Here is a 19,706-nt window from a genome sequence, read left to right on the forward strand (position 1 = left end):
TTACAAACACCGGCTTGCCATCAATAGGATGGACTTTCGCCCTCAAAATTATGAAAATGCTAAACGGGTGACAACAGCCTGAAACTGAAGACACTCTGATAGTAATTTTTCAAAAAGTACGAAGATGAAGAAGATTCTAATCCTATTATGCGGCTGTTTGTTGCTATTTACTGGTATTGCGAGGTCTCAAACCTGGTATGTAAACATGCCCGATACGGTTTGTATGTCTACCAATACAGGCTCTGGTGACCAGGTTAAGTTCACCAGTATGAACGCCCAGCTGGCAAGCGGCAAAAATTCAAAGACCACCTGGACCGTTAAGACTCCGAACAACTCAGAGTCTGATTATAACGTCCTATATACGCAGAACCCATCGGGGGCTACTAAGACAGACAAGCTGAAACTAACGGATCTGCTCACCCTGCAGTTCCTGACACCGGGTAAATATGTATTTACCCTGACTGTAAGTTATAAGCCTGGTAGTACTGCCACAACAATTACCACCAAGGATAGTCTTTATGTGGTAGACTGTACGATGTCCACCTGTAGTGGTGGTGATGCACAAATGCCCGGGTTTACTGAGAACTTTGGTACCCTGCCAAGCAATGCCACCCGTATGGCCTATTCCCCAAGCTCTGCCATTACTTATCTATATTCTGCATCCGGTGACCCGGCAGATAATTATTATGCGATCTCTAATTCAACCCACCTGAAAGGTGACTGGATCACGACCAACGACCATACAGGTACTACCCGTGGTGGTATGCTGGTGTGTAACTCCGGTTTTACAAAATCTACCTTCTTCCAGAAGCAGGTAGATGGACTTTGTCGTGGTTCAGTATATAATTTTAGTGCCTGGTTTATAAATACGGATAGTTCGCAGGTAATGACGCAAACCTGTGCTTCGGGCTTTATCTATGCCGGGGTAACTTTCCAGATTCTGAATGCGGCCAATACGAGTCAGGTATTAGCCAGCTTCAAGACCAATGACGTTTCGCCCAACTTTGACAAAGCCACCTGGCAGAAGTTCGGGGGCTCGTTCACCGTGCCATCTGGTGTGAGTAGTGTAATTGTACGAATTGTCAACAACCATCCTGGAGGCTGTGGTAACGATATTGCGGTGGATGATATCCAGTTCTCTTATTGTAGCCCCATCATCCAGGCCGGAATTCTTGGTTCTGCCAGTACCCTGAAAGAGGTTTTGTGCGAGGGCGTTGCTACGACCCTCGTTTCTTCATATACACCAAAAGCTTATTTTACGAGTCCTGCTTACCAGTGGGAAATGTCTGATGACCAGGGTATAACCTGGTTTAATGTTCCTTATGGTACTGCCAATAAAGATACCCTCGTCATTAAATCAGGTGAACTGAAAGGTACCAAAGATGTATCTTATGATTACCTGTTCCGTGTCAGGATCTTTGAGGCCGGAAGCTCTGCGGCTACCTGTGCTGCCCCTTCATCAGCGGTCAAGATCACAATCCTGCCGATGCCTGTCCTGAACCTTACCAAGGCGCAGGTCTGTGTGGGTGATGAGGTGCTGCTACATGCGTCAGGAGGTTATGATAGATATAGCTGGAACGATTTGGATTCTTCTATCAATACACAAGACAGGTCTATAAAGGTTATTAGTGATACAACCATCAAAGTATATGGTTACCTTACTTATAGTGTGGAAAATAAAACCTGTAGGGATTCGAACCAGGCTTTTATCGGTAAGAATGATAAGCCAGTTGTGGAACTTGCAGCTTCTGATACAGCCATTTGTTTGGGTAACAGGGTGACACTGAGTATTGCGGATGGGCTGGCGCCTACTGCTGCTAATGGTATTCATATAAAATGGTATAGGGGTTCGAGTGTTGCTACCGGTACATATTACCCGGATGGTGATGACCAGACAACTGTTGTTTTAAATACAGAAACATTGGCTGACAGCACCTGGATTGTTGTTGTCACGAATAGTACGTGTACGGTTACTTCAAAACCTCTTACTGTACACCTCACGGAAATACCGGTACCAGATCCGGGCACACACGTCACTCATTGTGCGGAAAATCCGACTGATGCAGATGGGTATTTCACCATGACGCGTCCTACCATTCCCAATACTAATTCATATTGGACAGTCATTGATGTTTCCGGTCCAGGTCTGTCAGGTGATCCTGCCAGTATCAATTTTGGTGATTACGTTCGTTTCGTAACCTCCAATAAAAGGGCTGATGCCACCATTAACCTAACTACGCCAGGCATTACCGCTATTCTTCAATATAGATTGCAGGCTGCGGGAAATGCCAATTGTTTGGGTTATGCTTATGATACCCTCACACTGATTACCGGCGCAACCACAGCTAACGCTGGTCCTGACAGTACCCTCTGTGGCACATCCAACACGTTCGTGATGCAGGCAAATGAGCCGAATGTAGACCTGACGGATGATTTCGCAGAGAGTGGCGCCTGGACAATTGTAGGCGGACCTAATGCTGATGTAACCATCGCTGACACAACCGCTTATAATACGACCGTTAAAATAAGCAACGGTAAGTACCAGGATGTGACCCTGCGCTGGACCATTAGGAATGTATCAGGTTGCGGAACTAATTATGATGATGTAGTATTACATTATACTGCACCGCCAACCATGGTGCTGAAACCAGATACAGTTTGTAACACACTGGGTTATTTCGAAATGGATACTGTTTCTACTACAGGTAATCCTACTTATTATAGTGTAACCAGTGCGGTACCTGGATTCTCTGCAATACCTGAAACGCAGATCACCTCATGGCCGATCACCGTTCCTATTCCTACAGGTTTAACAAATGCTCAATATACCTTTACTGTCAACTTCAGAAGCGATAATGGGGGTTGTGCCGGATCTGCTACAATCAAAGTAAATGTTGAAACGCCTCCAACTGCGCCAACCGGTGTAACAGTAGGTTCTCCAAACATTTGTACCAGCGGTACGACTACACTGACTGTTGTCGGTGGTACACTGGGTAAGAATGCAGATGGTACCAATGCTGGTAAATATGTATGGTATGCAGGTGGTTGCGGTACAGGTACTGCAATCGGTACGGGTGCAACTATCACTGTTCCTGTAACTGCAACGACTACTTATTATGTAAGAGTAGAAAGCAATGGTCAGTGTGGTGTTACTGCCTGTGCAAGTGGTACGGTTACTGTTTATACAGCTCCGGCTACTTCCAATGCAGGTCCTGCACAAACGCATTGTAACGACTCCCTCTTTATAATGGCGGCTAATGCTGCTACCGTAGGTGCAGGTAAATGGACAGTGACCAGTGGTACTGCCACCATTCCAACTACTGACTCTGCACTTGCTACTGCTAAAATATTTGTACTGGCAGGAAAGACAGCAACGCTGACCTGGACAATTACCAACGGCGCTTGTACTACTTCTTCTACCGTTGTACTGACTAACTATATGAAACCGGTACCAGCAGATGCGGGTCCGGCTTACATTGAACAGTGTGCGAATCCTTCATTTACAATGAATGCTGTTGCCGCTTCCCCGGCTACCGCAAGCGGTTCATGGTCAAAATTTGCCGGAAGTAAAGCGAACTTCACAGGTGCAACCAATATTCCAAATGCCCCTGTGACTTTGACAGTTGGTGATACAGCAACATTGATCTGGACAGTGACTAACGGTACCTGTTCTTCTTCCGATTACATTACTTTATATAATTACGCAACACCGACCGCTGCAAATGCCGGTCCGGATCTTAGTCAGTGTAACAACGATAAGTTCACCATGACATCCAATACACCAACTATTGGTGTAGGAAAATGGTCAGTGAAGAGTGGTACTGCAACTTTTGCAAGTACTGATAGTACTAAGACCAATGCCGTGATCACCGTACCTGTGGGTACGACGGTTGTAATGACCTGGACCGTTAAAAACGGCACCTGTTCATCCGCAGATGATGTTGTATTAATTAACTACCAGCAACCAGGTACAGCGAATGCAGGCCCTGATTCACTGGTACAGTGTAATAATCCTGTGTTCACCATGTCAGCGACCAGCCCTACTCCAGCAACAGCAGTAGGCAAATGGTCACTGTTTACAGGTAGCAAGGCTAGTTATACTTTAGCTGATTCCAGCAAGACAAATATCGTATTCAACCTGGCAGCAGGTGATTCTGCAACAGCCATCTGGACAGTGACGAACGGTGTCTGCTCCAGTACTGATTACATCATTCTGAAAAATTACAAGGCACCAACTGCCGCCAATGCAGGACCACAGATCAGCCAGTGTGCGAATCCAAGCTTTACGATGGCTGCGAATGCAGCAAGTGTAGGTATCGGCACCTGGACCCTGTCTAACACAAGGTCAACTATCACCGGTAATGTGAATCTCCCGAATACGACCATCAATGTACCAACAGGTGATAGCGTGATCGCTACCTGGACGATCGTAAACGGTGCATGTTCTACATCTTCCACGGTGAAACTGGTGAACTATGCAACCCCAACGAAGGCAGTTGCCGGTCCGGCCATCCACCAGTGTGCGAATGGTTCCTTTACGATGGCCGCGAATACGCCTGTTGTAGGTACGGGTACCTGGACCAAGCCAGCCGGATCAACCGCAGTCTTCTCAGGGAGTGCTAATTCATCAACGATGGGAGTTACCCTGCCTGCAGGTGACAGCAGTAAATTATACTGGACGATCACCAATGGTGTATGTTCTTCTGTCGATTCAGTATGGATTGTAAACAACCTTGCTCCTGCAGCAGCAGATGCGGGTCCTGATACCATTAAACATTGTAACAGTGCTCCATTCGTAATGACAGCGAACGCACCATCTGTAGCGGGTGCTACCGGATGGTGGAGTGTGGTATCTCCTGTTTCCTATACTATTTCAGGTGCCCAGCTGAATAACCCAACTGCAACATTTAATGTAACAGCGGGTCAGACAGTGGTACTGAAATGGAACATCTCTAATATTGGTTGTTCATCTTCAGACAATATAGTACTGATCAACTATGTACAGCCGACCGCTACTTCTGCGGGTTCTAACCAGACACATTGTAACGATAGCATCTTTACCGTTACGGGTTCAGCACCAATGGCAGGAGCTAGTGGAACCTGGTATATCCGAAGCAACAATGCCAGCTTCGTAGGTATACCATCAGGTAATACAGCAACCGTAAAAGTACCAGCTGGCCAGACAGCAACATTACGCTGGGTAATCACCAACGGTGTCTGCGCAGACTCCAGCACAGTTACGCTGCTGAACAACATGCAACCGGTAGCAGCAGATGCTGGTCCGGCTTACATTGAGCAGTGTGCGAATCCTTCATTTACAATGAATGCAGTTGCAGCTTCCCCTGCTACTGCAAGCGGTTCCTGGTCAAAATTTGCGGGAAGTAAGGCCAACTTCACAGGTGCAACCAATATTCCAAATGCCCCTGTGACTTTGACAGTTGGTGATTCTGCAACTTTGATCTGGACAGTAACTAACGGTACCTGTTCTTCTTCCGATTACATTACTTTATATAATTACGCAACACCAACTGCTGCAAATGCGGGTCCGGATCTTAGTCAGTGTAACAACGATAAGTTTACCATGACATCCAATACACCAACTATTGGTGTAGGAAAATGGTCAGTGAAGAGTGGTACTGCAACTTTTGCAAGTACTGATAGTACTAAGACCAATGCCGTGATCACTGTACCTGTGGGTACGACGGTTGTAATGACCTGGACCGTTAAAAACGGCACCTGTTCATCCGCAGATGATGTTGTATTAACTAACTACCAGCAACCAGGTACAGCGAATGCCGGCCCTGATTCACTGGTACAGTGTAATAACCCTGTGTTCACCATGTCCGCGACCAGTCCTACTCCGGCAACAGCCGTAGGCAAATGGTCACTGTTCACAGGTAGCAAGGCTAGTTATACTTTAGCTGATTCCAGCAAGACAAATATTGTATTCAACCTGGCAGCAGGTGATACGGCAACAGCCATCTGGACAGTAACGAACGGTGTCTGCTCCAGTACTGATTACATCATCCTGAAAAATTACAAGGCACCAACTGCCGCGAATGCAGGACCACAGATCAGCCAGTGTGCAAATCCAAGCTTTACGATGGCTGCAAATGCAGCAAGTGTAGGTATCGGCACCTGGACCCTGTCTAACACAAGGTCAACCATCACCGGTAATGTGAATCTGCCGAATACGACCATCAATGTACCAACAGGTGATAGCGTGATCGCTACCTGGACGATCGTAAACGGTGCATGTTCTACATCTTCTACGGTGAAACTGGTGAACTATGCAACCCCAACGAAGGCAGTTGCCGGTCCGGCCATCCACCAGTGTGCGAATGGTTCCTTTACGATGGCCGCGAATACGCCTGTTGTAGGTACGGGTACCTGGACCAAGCCAGCCGGATCAACCGCAGTCTTCTCAGGGAGTGCTAATTCATCAACGATGGGAGTTACCCTGCCTGCAGGTGACAGCAGTAAATTATACTGGACGATCACCAATGGTGTATGTTCTTCTGTCGATTCAGTATGGATTGTAAACAACCTTGCTCCTGCAGCAGCAGATGCGGGTCCTGATACCATTAAACATTGTAACAGTGCTCCATTCGTAATGACAGCGAACGCACCATCTGTAGCGGGTGCTACCGGATGGTGGAGTGTTGTTTCCCCTGCTGCTTATACTATTTCAGGTGCCCAGCTGAATAACCCAACTGCAACATTTAATGTAACAGCGGGTCAGACAGTGGTACTGAAATGGAACATCTCTAATATTGGTTGTTCATCTTCAGACAATATTGTACTGATCAACTACGTACAGCCGACCGCTACTTCTGCGGGTTCTAACCAGACACATTGTAACGATAGCATCTTTACCGTTACGGGTTCAGCACCAATGGCAGGGGCCAGTGGAACCTGGTATATCCGAAGCAACAATGCCAGCTTCGTAGGTACCCCATCAGGTAATACAGCAACAGTAAAAGTACCAGCGGGCCAGACGGCAACATTACGCTGGGTAATCACCAACGGTGTCTGCGCAGACTCCAGCACGGTAACGCTGCTGAACAACATGCAACCGGTAGCAGCAGATGCTGGTCCGGCTTACATTGAGCAGTGTGCGAATCCTTCATTTACAATGAATGCAGTTGCAGCTTCCCCTGCTACCGCAAGCGGTTCCTGGTCAAAATTTGCGGGAAGTAAGGCCAACTTCACAGGTGCAACCAATATTCCAAATGCCCCTGTGACTTTGACAGTTGGTGATTCTGCAACTTTGATCTGGACAGTAACTAACGGTACCTGTTCTTCTTCCGATTACATTACTTTATATAATTACGCAACACCAACTGCTGCAAATGCGGGTCCGGATCTTAGTCAGTGTAACAACGATAAGTTTACCATGACATCCAATACACCAACTATTGGTGTAGGAAAATGGTCAGTGAAGAGTGGTACTGCAACTTTTGCAAGTACTGATAGTACTAAGACAAATGCAGTGATCACCGTACCTGTGGGTACGACGGTTGTAATGACCTGGACCGTTAAAAACGGCACCTGTTCATCCGCAGATGATGTTGTATTAACTAACTACCAGCAACCAGGTACAGCGAATGCCGGCCCTGATTCACTGGTACAGTGTAATAACCCTGTGTTCACCATGTCAGCGACCAGCCCTACTCCGGCAACAGCCGTAGGCAAATGGTCACTGTTCACAGGTAGCAAGGCTAGTTATACTTTAGCTGATTCCAGCAAGACAAATATTGTATTCAACCTGGCAGCAGGTGATACGGCAACAGCCATCTGGACAGTAACGAACGGTGTCTGCTCCAGTACTGATTACATCATCCTGAAAAATTACAAGGCACCAACTGCCGCGAATGCAGGACCACAGATCAGCCAGTGTGCAAATCCAAGCTTTACGATGGCTGCAAATGCAGCAAGTGTAGGTATCGGCACCTGGACCCTGTCTAACACAAGGTCAACCATCACCGGTAATGTGAATCTGCCGAATACGACCATCAATGTACCAACAGGTGATAGCGTGATCGCTACCTGGACGATCGTAAACGGTGCATGTTCTACATCTTCTACGGTGAAACTGGTGAACTATGCAACCCCAACGAAGGCAGTTGCCGGTCCGGCCATCCACCAGTGTGCGAATGGTTCCTTTACGATGGCCGCGAATACGCCTGTTGTAGGTACGGGTACCTGGACCAAGCCAGCCGGATCAACCGCAGTCTTCTCAGGGAGTGCTAATTCATCAACGATGGGAGTTACCCTGCCTGCAGGTGACAGCAGTAAATTATACTGGACGATCACCAATGGTGTATGTTCTTCTGTGGATTCCGTATGGATTGTCAATAACCTTGCTCCTGCAGCAGCAGATGCGGGTCCTGATACTATTAAACATTGTAACAGTGCTCCATTCGTAATGACAGCGAACGCTCCTTCAGTAGCGGGTGCTACCGGATGGTGGAGTGTGGTATCTCCTGTTTCCTATACTATTTCAGGTGCCCAGCTGAATAACCCAACTGCAACATTTAATGTAACAGCGGGTCAGACAGTGGTACTGAAATGGAACATCTCTAATATTGGTTGTTCATCTTCAGACAATATAGTACTGATCAACTATGTACAGCCGACCGCTACTTCTGCGGGTTCTAACCAGACACATTGTAACGATAGCATCTTTACCGTTACGGGTTCAGCACCAATGGCAGGAGCTAGTGGAACCTGGTATATCCGAAGCAACAATGCCAGCTTCGTAGGTATACCATCAGGTAATACAGCAACCGTAAAAGTACCAGCTGGCCAGACAGCAACATTACGCTGGGTAATCACCAACGGTGTCTGCGCAGACTCCAGCACAGTTACGCTGCTGAACAACATGCAACCGGTAGCAGCAGATGCTGGTCCGGCTTACATTGAGCAGTGTGCGAATCCTTCATTTACAATGAATGCAGTTGCAGCTTCCCCTGCTACTGCAAGCGGTTCCTGGTCAAAATTTGCGGGAAGTAAGGCCAACTTCACAGGTGCAACCAATATTCCAAATGCCCCTGTGACTTTGACAGTTGGTGATTCTGCAACTTTGATCTGGACAGTAACTAACGGTACCTGTTCTTCTTCCGATTACATTACTTTATATAATTACGCAACACCAACTGCTGCAAATGCGGGTCCGGATCTTAGTCAGTGTAACAACGATAAGTTTACCATGACATCCAATACACCAACTATTGGTGTAGGAAAATGGTCAGTGAAGAGTGGTACTGCAACTTTTGCAAGTACTGATAGTACTAAGACCAATGCCGTGATCACTGTACCTGTGGGTACGACGGTTGTAATGACCTGGACCGTTAAAAACGGCACCTGTTCATCCGCAGATGATGTTGTATTAACTAACTACCAGCAACCAGGTACAGCGAATGCCGGCCCTGATTCACTGGTACAGTGTAATAACCCTGTGTTCACCATGTCCGCGACCAGTCCTACTCCGGCAACAGCCGTAGGCAAATGGTCACTGTTCACAGGTAGCAAGGCTAGTTATACTTTAGCTGATTCCAGCAAGACAAATATTGTATTCAACCTGGCAGCAGGTGATTCTGCAACTGCCATCTGGACAGTAACGAACGGAGTCTGCTCCAGTACTGATTACATCATCCTGAAAAATTACCAGGCACCAACTGCCGCGAATGCAGGACCACAGATCAGCCAGTGTGCAAATCCAAGCTTTACGATGGCTGCGAATGCAGCAAGTGTAGGTATCGGCGCCTGGACCCTGTCTAACACAAGGTCAACTATCACCGGTAATGTGAATCTCCCGAATACGACCATCAATGTACCAACAGGTGATAGCGTGATCGCTACCTGGACGATCGTAAACGGTGCATGTTCAACATCTTCTACGGTGAAACTGGTGAACTATGCAACCCCAACGAAGGCAGTTGCCGGTCCGGCCATCCACCAGTGTGCGAATGGTTCCTTTACGATGGCCGCGAATACAGCTGTTGTAGGTACGGGTACCTGGACCAAGCCAGCCGGATCAACCGCAGTCTTCTCAGGGAGCGCTAATTCATCAACGATGGGAGTTACCCTGCCTGCAGGTGACAGCAGTAAATTATACTGGACGATCACCAATGGTGTATGTTCTTCTGTGGATTCCGTATGGATTGTCAATAACCTTGCTCCTGCAGCAGCAGATGCGGGTCCTGATACTATTAAACATTGTAACAGTGCTCCATTCGTAATGACAGCGAACGCTCCTTCAGTAGCGGGTGCTACCGGATGGTGGAGTGTGGTATCTCCTGTTTCCTATACTATTTCAGGTGCCCAGCTGAATAACCCAACTGCAACATTTAATGTAACAGCGGGTCAGACAGTGGTACTGAAATGGAACATCTCTAATATTGGTTGTTCATCTTCAGACAATATAGTACTGATCAACTATGTACAGCCGACCGCTACTTCTGCGGGTTCTAACCAGACACATTGTAACGATAGCATCTTTACCGTTACGGGTTCAGCACCAATGGCAGGAGCTAGTGGAACCTGGTATATCCGAAGCAACAATGCCAGCTTCGTAGGTATACCATCAGGTAATACAGCAACCGTAAAAGTACCAGCTGGCCAGACAGCAACATTACGCTGGGTAATCACCAACGGTGTCTGCGCAGACTCCAGCACAGTTACGCTGCTGAACAACATGCAACCGGTAGCAGCAGATGCTGGTCCGGCTTACATTGAGCAGTGTGCGAATCCTTCATTTACAATGAATGCAGTTGCAGCTTCCCCTGCTACTGCAAGCGGTTCCTGGTCAAAATTTGCGGGAAGTAAGGCCAACTTCACAGGTGCAACCAATATTCCAAATGCCCCTGTGACTTTGACAGTTGGTGATTCTGCAACTTTGATCTGGACAGTAACTAACGGTACCTGTTCTTCTTCCGATTACATTACTTTATATAATTACGCAACACCAACTGCTGCAAATGCGGGTCCGGATCTTAGTCAGTGTAACAACGATAAGTTTACCATGACATCCAATACACCAACTATTGGTGTAGGAAAATGGTCAGTGAAGAGTGGTACTGCAACTTTTGCAAGTACTGATAGTACTAAGACAAATGCAGTGATCACCGTACCTGTGGGTACGACGGTTGTAATGACCTGGACCGTTAAAAACGGCACCTGTTCATCCGCAGATGATGTTGTATTAACTAACTACCAGCAACCAGGTACAGCGAATGCCGGCCCTGATTCACTGGTACAGTGTAATAACCCTGTGTTCACCATGTCAGCGACCAGCCCTACTCCGGCAACAGCCGTAGGCAAATGGTCACTGTTTACAGGTAGCAAGGCTAGTTATACTTTAGCTGATTCCAGCAAGACAAATATTGTATTCAACCTGGCAGCAGGTGATACGGCAACAGCCATCTGGACAGTGACGAACGGTGTCTGCTCCAGCACAGATTACATCATTCTAAAAAATTACAAGGCACCAACTGCCGCCAATGCAGGACCACAGATCAGCCAGTGTGCGAATCCAAGCTTTACGATGGCTGCAAATGCAGCAAGTGTAGGTATCGGCACCTGGACACTGTCAACAACCAGGTCAACCATCACCGGTAATGTGAATCTCCCGAATACGACCATCAATGTACCAGCGGGAGATAGTGTGATTGCTACCTGGACGATCGTAAACGGTGCATGTTCAACATCTTCTACGGTGAAACTGGTGAACTATGCAACGCCAACGAAGGCAGTTGCCGGTCCGGCCATCCACCAGTGTGCAAATGGTTCCTTTACGATGGCAGCGAATACACCTGTTGTGGGTACCGGTACCTGGACCAAGCCTGCCGGATCAACCGCATTCTTCTCCGGCAGTGATCATTCATCAGCGATGGGAGTTACCCTGCCTGCAGGTGATAGCAGTAAACTATACTGGACGATCACCAATGGTGTATGTTCTTCTGTGGATTCCGTATGGATTGTCAATAATCTTGCTCCGGCAGCAGCAGATGCAGGCCCTGATACCATTAAGCATTGTAACAGTGCTCCATTCGTAATGACAGCGAACGCACCATCTGTAGCTGGTGCTACCGGATGGTGGAGTGTTGTTTCCCCTGCTGCTTATACCATTTCAGGTGCACAGCTGAATAACCCAACTGCTACATTTAATGTAACAGCGGGTCAGACAGTGGTATTGAAATGGAACATCTCTAATATTGGTTGTTCATCTTCAGACAATATAGTACTGATCAACTACGTACAGCCGACGGCTACCTCTGCGGGTTCTAACCAGACACATTGTAACGATAGCATCTTTACCGTTACGGGTTCAGCACCAATGGCAGGAGCCAGTGGAACCTGGTATATCCGAAGCAACAATGCCAGCTTCGTAGGTATACCATCAGGTAATACAGCAACCGTAAAAGTACCAGCGGGCCAGACGGCAACATTACGCTGGGTAATCACCAACGGTGTCTGCGCAGACTCCAGCACAGTAACGCTGCTGAACAACATGCAACCGGTAGCAGCAGATGCTGGTCCGGCTTACATTGAGCAGTGTGCGAATCCTTCATTTACAATGAATGCAGTTGCCGCCTCTCCGGCTACCGCAAGCGGTTCATGGTCAACCTTCGCGGGAAGTAAAGCTGCTATCACTGGTGGCGGTACTACTCCAAATGCTACCGTAACAATGGCAGCAGGCGATACCGCAACATTGATCTGGACAGTAACTAACGGTACCTGTTCTTCTTCCGATTACATTATTTTATATAATTACGCAACACCGACTGCTGCAAATGCAGGACCGGATCTTAGCCAGTGTAACAATCCTAAGTTCACGGTGGCATCCAATACACCAACTATTGGTGTAGGAAAATGGTCAGTGAAGAGTGGTACGGCAACATTTGCAAGTACAGATAGTTCCTTGACCAATGCAGTGATCACCGTACCTGTGGGAACGACCGCAGTAATGACCTGGACCGTTAAAAACGGCACCTGTTCTTCTGCAGATGATGTTGTATTAACTAACTACCAGCAACCAGGTACAGCGAATGCAGGCCCTGATTCACTGGTACAGTGTAATAATCCTGTGTTCACCATGTCAGCGACCAGCCCTACTCCAGCAACAGCAGTAGGCAAATGGTCACTGTTCACAGGTAGCAAGGCTAGTTATACTTTAGCTGATTCCAGCAAGACAAATATTGTATTCAACCTGGCAGCAGGTGATTCCGCAACAGCCATCTGGACAGTGACGAACGGTGTCTGCTCCAGTACTGATTACATCATTCTGAAAAATTACCAGGCACCAACTGCCGCCAATGCAGGACCACAGATCAGCCAGTGTGCGAATCCAAGCTTTACGATGGCTGCAAATGCAGCAAGTGTAGGTATCGGCACCTGGACCCTGTCTAACACAAGGTCAACTATCACCGGTAATGTGAATCTGCCGAATACGACTATCAATGTACCAGCAGGTGATAGCGTGATCGCTACCTGGACGATCGTAAACGGTGCATGTTCTACATCGTCTACGGTGAAACTGGTGAACTATGCAACCCCAACGAAGGCAGTTGCCGGTCCGGCCATCCACCAGTGTGCGAATGGTTCCTTTACGATGGCCGCGAATACAGCTGTTGTAGGTACGGGTACCTGGACCAAGCCAGCCGGATCAACCGCAGTCTTCTCAGGGAGTGCTAATTCATCAACGATGGGAGTTACCCTGCCTGCAGGTGACAGCAGTAAATTATACTGGACGATCACCAATGGGGTATGTTCTTCTGTCGATTCAGTATGGATTGTAAACAACCTTGCTCCAGCAGCAGCAGATGCGGGTCCTGATACTATTAAGCATTGTAACGACGATGTCTTCGCAATGACAGCAAATGCTCCTTCAGTAGCTGGTGCTACCGGTTACTGGACGGCAGTATCTCCTGCTTCCTATACCATTACCAGTGCCCAGCTGAATGATCCAAATGCAACATTTAATGTAACAGCGGGTCAGACAGTGGAACTGAAATGGAATATTTCAAATATCGGTTGTTCATCTTCAGACAATATAGTGCTGGTCAACTACGAACAGCCAACTGCAGTAACTGCGGGTCTTGATCAAACCAAGTGTGCGGGTTCTGCCTTCGTACTGGATGGTTCTGTACCAAATGTTACCGGTGCGATCGGTACCTGGTATGTCCGCAACGGTATTGCGACTATCAATACCGGCGAAGAGCATAACACTAACGCACATATTACCCTGCCAAACGATGCTTCTGCTGAATTACATTGGGTAGTAACAAATGGTACATGCGCTGACTCAGCAGCTGTAATCCTGACCAACTACCTCACACCGGTGAAAGCTGATGCAGGTGTAGATTCCATCAAGCATTGTGCGGATAGCGTATTCGTTATGAACGCGAATGCGCCTGATGTAACAGGTGCTGTTGGTGTATGGACATTCCTGAATCCTACTACCATTCCGCTGCCAGCTGATTCAAATAATCCGAATATTACCTTCATTATCCCTGCAGGTGATAGCGTGATCGCTGTATGGTCCATCGGCAACGGTACATGTTCTACCAGCGACCAGATCAAACTGGTGAACTATATGGCACCGACTGCAGCAGCTGTACCAGCTGATATGCAACAGTGTATGACTACCACATTCCCTGTCACAGCGAATGCGCCTGACGTACCTGGTGCAATTGGTTACTGGTCAGTAGTGAAAGGTAATGCTACCTTCCCGACCACGGACTCCAGCAAGAACAGCACTACTTTCACTGTTCCAAATGGTGACAGTGCATATGTAACCTGGACCCTGACCAATGGTCTCTGTAGCAGTTCTGCAACTATTAAACTGTACAACTATCAGCAGCCGGCACCGGCAGAAGCAGGTGCAGACTCACTGGTACAGTGTAATAATCCTGTGTTCAACATGGCAGCGACCGCGCCAAACCTTGCTACCGCAGTAGGTAAATGGTCTCTGTATCCGGGTAGTAAAGCAAACTTCAGCCCTGCTGACTCTAACAATATTAATGCAGTTATTAACCTCACTCCAGGTGATACCGCAACAGCAATATGGACGGTAACAAATGGTGTCTGCACTACTTCCGATAAGATTATGCTGAAGAACTACCAGGCACCAGCACCGGCTGACGCGGGTCCTGATTCTATCAAGCATTGTAGTAATCCGGTATTCACAATGAGTGCTACTGCTCCAAGCCTGGCTACTGCGACTGGTAAGTGGACATTATCTAACCCGAAGGCAATAATGGCTGCTGCTGATACCAACAAGATCAATGCGGTGATCAACGTACCTGCGGGCGACAGCGTAATAGCTACATGGACTGTAACAAACGGTGTATGTGCTACATCAGATGTGATCAAACTGGTGAACTACCAGCAACCAACAGCAGCAGCTGCAGGTAGCGATACCCACCAGTGTGCAGTGAAGGACTTCGTGATGACAGCTAATACACCTGATGTACCGGGTGCCGTTGGAACCTGGACTTTACCAGCCGGTTCTACTGCTACCATGCCAATAACTGACATTCATTTACCTAATATTAAAATTACCGTACCGGAAGGTGACAGCGTAATAGCTACCTGGACCATCACCAATGGTGTATGTACATCCAGCAGCACGGTGAAACTGGTAAATGATAAGATGCCAACGCCGGCGAATGCGGGTACAGCCCAGACACATTGTGCTGACTCTGCCTTCGTGATGACTGCTAATGCAGCATCCATCGGTACAGGTACCTGGTCATTCTACACTGGTTCCAAAGCAAGCATTGCTCCGGCAGATAAAAACACGCCAACTGCAACCATCTATGTTCCGGCGGGAGATACAGCCACTGCTATCTGGACGATTACCAATAACTCCTGTGCTACCAGCAGTACTGTCTTCCTGAAGAATGACATGATGCCTGAAACCGCTAATGCAGGTGCTAACCAGGTTCATTGTAATGACTCTGCGTTTATCATGAATGCAACAGCAGGCCTGCTCCCTGGTTCTAAGGGCACATGGACTGTCCTGAGCGGTATCGCATATATCAATAGCTTAGATCTGAATAATCCAACTGCCAAGGTATTAGTATATGTAAATACTTCCGCTACCCTACAGTGGACCCTGAGCAATGGTACATGTACCGGTACTCCGGCTACTGTAACACTGACTAACCTCGGACCAGTAGTGGGTAACACCATCTCTGCTGATCAGACAGTATGTGCTGCCGAAACACCAGCCATGCTGAAAGGAACGACTACCCTGAGTGGTGGTAATGGTACCTTCAGCTACCAGTGGCAGATGAGCACTACAAATGCAACAAGCGGATTCACTAACGTTACAACAGGTACCGGTGGCACCGCTGCCAGCTACACACCAGCTACACTGAGCGCTGATACCGTATGGTTCAGAAGAATTGTAAGCTCAGGCGCTTGTAGCACTACCATGAGCAACGTGGTGAAGATCAGAAGAGTCACTACATCTCCGGTGGTTGTATCTGTACCATCCGCAATCACTACTGATTGTATCCTTGGTAAAGACTATACTACCATGTTCGGTACACCGGTATTCAGCCATGCGCCATTTACAAGCGAAGCGCTGACGGTTACCTACACTGATAATACAACAACGCCGGATGCGTGTCATACACTCATCAGCCGTACATGGACAGCCGTTGACCGTTGTGGTCTCACAACGACTGCACAGCAGACCATCACCGTGGTTGATACCAAGGCACCGGTGTTCACTGGCACAGCACCTGCTGATGTGACTGTAGAATGTGATAAGGTGCCTGTTGCTGTCAACCTGTCTGCAAACGATGCATGTATGGGTGTGCTGACGATAGCGCCAATCGAAACAAGAATTGATATAGCCGGTCAGTGTTCCAGCAACTACTACCTGGTCCGTAAATGGGTGGCTGTAGATAATTGTGGTAACGCCAGCGATACGCTGAAACAGACCATTACCGTCAGAGACCTCACCGGTCCTGTATTCACCGGTACTGCGCCTGCAAACATGACGGTAGATTGTGATAAGGTACCAGCTGCGGCTCCACTGACCGCTACTGACAACTGTACACCTGGTGTCATCACCGTAACACCGGTAGATACAAGACAATCTATCTCCGGTGCTAAGTGTAACAATACTTACCAGCTCACCCGTACATGGACAGCTACCGATAATTGCGGTAACTCAACCATCCTGAGACAGGTGATCACCGTACAGGATACGACCAGGCCAGCGTTCTCAATGACCTTAGTTGCTGATACAACTGTGAACTGTGATGCAGTACCTGATATCCCGACTATCACAGCTAAAGACAACTGTTCTGCAAGTGTGAATGTAAAAGTATCCCAGACGAAGGTGTTCCTGAGCACTACCTGCTCTAACAACTATCGCCTGACCCGTACATGGACCGCTGCTGATGATTGTGGTAACACCGCAACTATGAAGCAGGTGATCACTGTACAGGATACGACCAGGCCAAAATTCAGAACGGCACCTCCTGCTGATACTACCGTAAGTTGTAGCGCTGTACCAACACCGCCTACCAACATATCAGCTACTGATAACTGTAGTGCTACCAGCAATGTGAAGGTGACCTACTCCCAGACGCGTCAGGCGATCGCCGGGTCTTGCGCAGGCAATTACCAGCTGATCAGGGTTTGGACAGCGAAAGACGAGTGTGGTAATACAAATATTGTTCGTCAGGTAATCACAGTGGCAGACACCACCAAACCAGTGATCGATCCGGCTCCGGCTGCTGTCACTGTAAGTTGTGGAGGTACGATACCAGCTGCTGCTACCCTGTACGCAACTGACAACTGTGATGGCAACTTCCCTAAGAAAGCGACCATGACTACCGATCCATATACTGTGGATGCTTGTAACGGTTACACCATCACCAGAAGATGGAATGTAACAGATGCATGTGGTAATGCCGCTATCGAAAGAGTACAGGTGATTACAGTAACAGCATGTCCGAAACCACAACTGGAAGCGAACCTGCCTGTTAACTGTTCTGACAATACGAAGTTCTCTATCCAGTTGCTGACCAAAGTAAGCAAACCAACATTTACACTGCAGAGCGTATATCCTGCAGGTGCCATAACCACACCGAAGGTGCAGACCAGCAATGTGTTTGACCTGCCAGGTGTAACCCAGGCTACCTTCATCGTAACTGATGGCGTAACCGGTTGTGTATCTGACCCGGTAACGTATACCCTGCAGTTTGTACAGAAACCAACTGTGAACCTGGGTGCTGATGTAGCTATCTGTGAGGGCGGTACCGTAACCCTGGATGCAGGTGCGGCCAATGCAAGCGCAGGCTACGCCATCAAGTGGAGCACAGGTGCAACTACCCAACAGATCACTGTATCTGCTTCCGGCACATACACTGTCACGGTCACTAATAATGGTTGTTCCGCAACCGGCTCTGTGAAAGTAACGGTGAACAAACCGCCGGTGGTTACACTGAAAGATGCAACTATCTGTGCCGGCGAAACAGTGAAACTGAACGCTTATGTACAGGGCGCATCTTACGTATGGAGTACAGGTGATACCGGACCATCTATCGAAGTAAGTACCGCAGGTACCTATAGTGTAGATGTATCACTGAATGGTTGTACCGTAACAGCTCAGGCAAACATCACCGTGTCTGCACCGCCAAACATAACCGTCACACCTGATCCATCAGTTTGTCCTGGTCAAACAGCAATGCTGCAGGTTGAACCGGATGGTGGTAGTGTGAAATGGAGTGATGGCTCACTGACTAATTCAATCGTTGTATCTAAACCTGGAGACTACTGGGTAACTGTAACGAAGAATGGTTGTGTGGTGACCGATACCCTGCACGTGACCAACAAGGCAAATCTCAACATTAACCTTGGACCAGATAAGGATATCTGTATCGGAGGCCTGGTAGTACTGGATGCAACCAATCCTGATGCGATCTCTTACCTCTGGAACGATGGTACAACAGATCCGGTTAGAGAAGTAAGCACACCAGGTACTTATTCAGTAACTGTTCTTGACAGGAATTGTAACCTGACATCTACCGCCAGCGTAAAAGTAACGGTAGCTGGTATCGGGAATATTTCCCTGGGCAATGATACTACGATCTGTATCGGTCAGACCCTGACCCTGAACGTAGATGCCGGTACCGGTAACAGCGTAAGATGGCAGGATGGTACAACTACTTCTAAATATGTAGTAACACAGACCGGTTATTATAAGGTAACTGTTTATAATGATTGTGGTTCTGTTACAGATGATATCACAGTAACTTACAAGCAATGTGAAGCGAAGCCAGACTTCCCGAATGCGTTCACGCCGAACGGTGATGGTCATAACGATACGTTTAAACCACACGTAAACGGTCCGATGTACGATTACGATCTGCGCGTCTACAACCGTTGGGGCCAGGTAGTGTTCCTGAGCAGAGATCTCACCAAAGGATGGGATGGTCGATTCCAGGGCACGTTGGTAGATGTAGGTACATATGTGTATCTGTTGAGCTATAAAAATACGGCTGCTGGTGAAACGAGGATTGTGAAGGGTGAAGTGTCCGTAATCAGGTAAAGAGAAGTGTAAAGTAGAAATAGGCTGAAGGCGTCCCGGAGTACCCACCGGGGCGTCTTCCCTTTTTAAGGGTGTTGCAGGTTTTGTCAACTCCTTTGCCGCGGTTGATGGCTTCGTCATCAACCGC

1 protein-coding gene is annotated in these 19,706 nt (G+C 47.8%); it reads left to right on the plus strand.

Translation table 11 applies throughout. The features are described 5' to 3' along the window. The first annotated feature begins 124 nt into the window (after positions 1 to 124). The gene (locus tag U0033_RS01740; RefSeq protein WP_322518533.1) at positions 125 to 19,579 is read left to right on the plus strand and encodes a T9SS type B sorting domain-containing protein; all 19,455 of its coding nucleotides are present in this window, start codon (positions 125 to 127) and stop codon (positions 19,577 to 19,579) included. Positions 19,580 to 19,706: the final 127 nt, after the last annotated feature.

The sequence above is a fragment of the Chitinophaga sancti genome, assembly GCF_034424315.1.
GTDB classification, from domain to species: Bacteria; Bacteroidota; Bacteroidia; order Chitinophagales; family Chitinophagaceae; genus Chitinophaga; species Chitinophaga sancti.